Genomic DNA, 5,318 nt, shown 5'->3' on the forward strand with positions numbered 1-5,318 from the left:
GTCATAAATACGTCGTCCTTCAGCATCGACAGCTAAGCGTAGTCCACGACCTATTTCCTGCCGTTTTTTCATTTCTGACTTTGTTTCGTTGAGCGTACATATTTGAAAGACATTCGGATTGTCCCATCCCTCACGCAAGGCAGAGTGTGAAAAGATAAAACGGAGCGGATTATGGATATTCAAGAGCTTTTCCTTATCCTTCATAATAAGGTTATACGTATCGTCGTCAGCTTGTGTTTCTCCGGAAGTATCTTTCAATCTCCCTTTTTTATCTTGTGAAAAATAAGCGTTGTGAATTTCCTGAAGCGGGTATTTATCAAGGGATTTAAAAACGGGTTTAGCAATCAACTCCGTATAAATTTCTTCAAACCATCGAGCAAATTTTCCTTGCAGGGGATTGCCGTTTTGGTCGTATTCCCGATAATTCGCGACGCGGTCGATAAAAAACAGCGACAGTACTTTTATACCTTTTAATTTTAGTTTTAATTCTTTCTTCAAATGCTCTTCTATAGTTTTTCGCATTTGGAATTTCATCACTTCATCAGTCAATCCCCCCTGTATTGCACCTTTGTAGAGAATATTCCCGTTCGATAGTGTGATACAACCGTTCGCAGCATCAATTTCTTCGATAATATAGCCGTTTCGGTAGATTTCCCTCTCATTGGACAGACGGTACAAATCGTCACCCGCTCTCACATTGACCGTTTTCCTTGATACACCATTTTTGTCGTTTACGTTTATCATTACTTTCGCTGTAACCTTAGTTTTAGCTGCTGTAATGGATTCGACCGATATGAAGGCATCGTTCGAAGAGTTTTCTTCGATGACCGAATCTACTTCAATTTGTTTTACCAAGCCTAAATCATAAGCCTTTACCGGATTCAGACTGTAAACTAAATTATACAGATTGCGATGGGTGGCAGAATAACGTAATGTAAAAAGCGGATTCAGATTCTCAACCGCTTTTTTGCGCTTGTCGGTTTCCATGTTTTGCGGCTCGTCCACAATCACGATGGGATTGGCGGCACGGATAAATTCGACGGGGAGTTGTCCGTTCAGGCGGTCGTTGGGCTTATTGATAATATTTTCGTCTTTTGCAAAGGAATCGATATTGATAATCAAAATCTCAATATTATTGCCGGTTGCGAATCCGCGCAACGAAGATATTTTAGCACTGTCGTACATACGAAAATGCACCGGAACATTATCATATAGATTTTGGAAATGCTCGTGGGTGATTTCCAAGTTTTTCAGTACACCTTCGCGTATGGCAACCGACGGAACAACAATAACATACTTCTTAAACTCGTATTGTTTGTATAACTCGTAAATGGTGCGAAGATATACATAGGTTTTTCCCGTTCCAGTTTCCATCTCAACCGAGAAGTTCATTCCGTCCAAAAATTTCACAACCGAAACTTGATTATCTTCCTGCACTGTTTGCAGATTCTTTAAAATTTGCTCCTCTGAGAGTATTAGACGGTTAGCAATTCCATCGATAAAATTTAACGTACTTTCTTCTTCTACCCCAAATTCCAGAGTAGAATCATTCATTGGCTGTCCCTCAAAAAGTCGGATAATCGAATTTATCGCATCAAGTTGATACTGAAGATTAGGCTCAAAGTGGAGTTTCATTGGAATTTAGAGTATATTATTGATTCTCTGAAAGAAGATTAAGTTTAATCAACTCTCGTCTCACATTGTTATTGAAATCACAATAAGATTTGAATGTGCCAAGATTTTCAATCTTCATAGCTTGACCTAAATAAGAATATAAATCTATAATTTTTAAAGAATTTCTCAACTTTTTAGGTAGATTCTGGCGTCCTATACGTATTGCATTTTCTATTCTTTCTTTAGGATTATTGAACGTTTCAGGATGCCCATTTAGATTTAATTCATTTTCATTCTTTTTTGTTCCAATAGTTTTTATGAATAAATTTTTATCGGCTAACATCCAAGATTCTGTTTCCTGTATTGGAACTAAAGCAATCAAATTTTTACAATAACCACTATCTTCTTTCTGTTCTAGTAAAGTTTTTGCAGGATTAATTTTATGCGTATAAGTATGGCAAGCAGAATCCGCATCCGCATCTGTATGTACAATAAACATAGATATATAGTTTTCTTTTCCTTTTTGAGCTGCATTTAAAACATAATCTGTGAAACCCCTGCCTTTATCGCATTCGATTTTTTTCACATCAACATCTACCTGTCCTCTACAATCATATGCAATATCAAGCAATACCTTTTCTATGATTGGTTCAAGAAAAAGATAATCAGTCGTTCCTTCAGCTATTAATCCTACAAATAATTGAATCATGATTATTGTAAATTTTCTTTCGTTTCCAAATATTCTTTTACAGTCGTAAGAGTCATCTTCTTTTGTATTTCAGTCCAAGGTAGACTCAATTGAAAATCTTGTTCTTTTACTACCGGTAATATGCTGGTTATACTTATATTCATTCTTTCTCTATTAATATCTGCTATTCTATTAATTAGTTCTGCATACCATATACTTACGTTATTATCTGTCTCCCATTTATATGCATTGCTCACTAAAATAGGAGAATGGGTATTTACTATTACCTGTCTAAGTGGCAATTCGTCATCTGTAAAGTCATTTGTTAAGTCCTTTAAAAGAGCGGCCATTGTATTTACTCTGAAAGGATGAATTCCATTTTCAGGTTCTTCAAAACACAACAAACCTGTAAATTGCTCGTCTTGTTCCAAAATGCAAAGAGCTAATATACGTAGAGTGCCTTCTGAAAGGACTCTTGAACTATATTCTTTGTTATCCTTGTCTATAAGCTTAATAATAAATTGCTTATTTTCCTTATCGTCTATTACTTTTACTTCAATGAAATTTGGAACAAATGATTGAAGTTTTCTTGAAATTTCTCCAAGACTATATTCGTTTTTGAGCGTAATTCTGTTGAGTGCAGCTGCAAGATTTTTTCCACTTTGTGTTATAAAATCCTCTCCATTAGATTTATCTGTAGGTTTTCGTAGATCCTCCGGATTCAATTGAAGGAATCTCCAACTTTTCATTTCCTCTTTGGCGGCTAGAACATGGGGAAAATCAATTGTATCAAAACTACTTAAAACAGTACGAGTTGCATTTTTGAGAGGAAATCTTCGTTTATTCCCTGTTGTACCGTCCTGAGGTACTATTACTGTTGGTATATTATTTTCAACAGTAGTATCAATATAAGGAATACCTCTTTTCCCTGTAATTACTTTGGGACGCCATAACTCCCTGTATTCCGAAGGAATAATCTTAATCCATTTATCATTCTGGTGCTTCAAATTAACAAGATGTTCATGAGATACTTCAATATCTTCCATACCTACCTCATTAGTGAATCGCCTTACACTCAATTCGTAACGAAGTCTTGTATATTTTAACATTTTTTTATTTCCCCATGCATCCGTGATATTTTTATTCACTAACATCTCAACACTGAAATTCATTTCTTGAGCATAATTGTTCTCCCCATACTGTGAAAACAATTCTATAAATTCTCCCCTTTGTTCTCTGAAAGCTTTTTTTATATTATCGGTCTCAGCTAAACTTGATAACAACATCAAAGCGTCAAAAAGATTACTTTTCCCTGACGCATTAGTTCCCGCAATGATAGTCAAAGGAGTAAACTCCATTTCAAAGTTATGAAATGATTTAAACCCATTTATTTCAATATAAGTTATCATGATTATTAAAAATTATATCGTTTTAAACTCCACTCCGGCATCTTTCATTTGTAGGGCGGTGTTGGTTTTAAGTTGATCGTTTTCATTGAAAATACGGTCAAGAGCAATAACTTTTTTAGGGTATTCGCTCAACACCTCCAAGATTATCTGTTCATTCACCTTTTCCAGAATAAATGCCAGTTCGTTGCTGTCAATTAAATAATAACCATCGTTATTTTCTACCCGACTGTTCAAGTCTTTCCCACTTTTCAGCAAAAGTTCATACACCATATCTTCAATTATCGCATTCTCTGCAATAGGGTCGATAAATAATTTTAGTTGGTCTGTTAATTCTTCGGAATTATGAAGTGGGGATTGTCTCCATTGCTTGAAGTTGCTCACGGATAGCTTGAATACTTTAAAACCAGTATCCAATTTTATCTCTTCATTTGATTTGTCGAAATCAAGTTTTTCTTTATTTTTCCGGTTTTCTTCGGCAATTTCACTCTGTATTTTTTTCCCGGCACGGCGGATACGTTCTTTGGCAATATCGGCTATTGTATTATAACCAGCTTTATATGCTTCACTTTTCTCTTCACAAGGTTCAGGCATTTGAACACAAATATACTTACGGTTACCGCCATCTTTATTGAGTTGCATTACGGCATGGGCCGTAGTAGCACTACCAGCGAAGAAATCAAGAATAATATCGTTTCCCCGACAATCTGTACCCTGTTTAATTAACTCTCCAATTAATGTCGTAGGTTTTGGAAAATCAAAGTATTTTGAATTAAATAACTCATCGATTTCCTTTGTCCCATCTCTTGTGTAAGTCTTTTCTCCAATTATTGAAGTAAAATTTGGCAGTTCAGAGTTCAACTCATTAAGGAAAACTTTCCTTCTCGGACGACCGTCCTTACTATCAGGCCATATAATCCTTTTTTCTTCAATCAATCTTGACATTGTTTTTTTATCGTATCTCCAACCTAACTTGGGTTTACCATAATTAATTCCAGTTTCAGGATTAATTAAATCATAATGACAGTTTGGTCTTAAATCCTCACCTAATAAACCAACCATATTACCACTTACCCAATCACCCCTCGAATCATTGTCAGGGTTTGCATATTGCTCTGTTTTTCTTTCAGATCCATTAAGTTTTCTTCCGTCATTATATTTTGAATAGCATAGTACATATTCATGATCAATAGATAATCCTGTAATATTTCTATTGTCTTTATTTTGCCTACTTTTCCAAATCAACTCTCCAACAAAATTTTCCTCTCCGAAAATCTCATTCATCAACAATCGGAGGTTATGGACTTCATTGTCGTCAATGGAAATGAAAATCACCCCATCTTCTTGCAACAAGTTTTTCGCTAAATAAAGGCGTGGCATCATCATATTGAGCCAATTACTATGGTATTGCCCATTCTCTCGACTGTTGCGTCGGAACATCCCTTCACTTGTCATATATCCTTCATCATCTTTATCTCCTACACGTTTTTGGTACTCTTCTTTAGTTTCCGAGAAACGGTCAGGATAAATAAAACTATCATTACCCGTATTGTATGGAGGATCAATGTATATCATTTTCACTTTGCCGAAATAACTTTTTTGCAATACTT

Annotated in this window: 4 protein-coding genes; all 4 read right to left on the reverse strand. The window is 35.4% G+C overall.

From position 1 onward, the window contains the following. On the reverse strand, window positions 1-1,635 hold a 1,635-nt coding region (locus B3Z75_RS06900; RefSeq protein WP_294069046.1), incomplete at its 3' end, for a DEAD/DEAH box helicase family protein. 16 nt (window positions 1,636-1,651) lie between these two features. Beyond that, a complete protein-coding gene (locus B3Z75_RS06905; protein ID WP_019538868.1) occupies window positions 1,652-2,323 on the reverse strand; it encodes a DUF4276 family protein in 672 nt (223 codons plus the stop codon). Window positions 2,324-2,325: 2 nt separating this feature from the next. Beyond that, window positions 2,326-3,711, reverse strand: a complete 1,386-nt coding sequence (locus B3Z75_RS06910) for an AAA family ATPase (protein WP_019538869.1) — start codon at window positions 3,709-3,711, stop codon at window positions 2,326-2,328. A gap of 12 nt (window positions 3,712-3,723) precedes the next feature. Then, a partial coding sequence (locus B3Z75_RS06915; protein ID WP_294069052.1) for a site-specific DNA-methyltransferase occupies window positions 3,724-5,318 on the reverse strand: 1,595 nt, incomplete at its 5' end.

The organism is Proteiniphilum sp. UBA1028 (assembly GCF_002316955.1).
Lineage (GTDB): Bacteria > Bacteroidota > Bacteroidia > Bacteroidales > Dysgonomonadaceae > Proteiniphilum.

Excerpts from the sequence above, each read along its gene's own strand:
- B3Z75_RS06910 (WP_019538869.1), bottom strand. The coding sequence starts at position 3,711 with ATGATAACTTATATTGAAATAAATGGGTTTAAATCATTTCATAACTTT.
- B3Z75_RS06905 (WP_019538868.1), bottom strand. The coding sequence starts at position 2,323 with ATGATTCAATTATTTGTAGGATTAATAGCTGAAGGAACGACTGATTAT.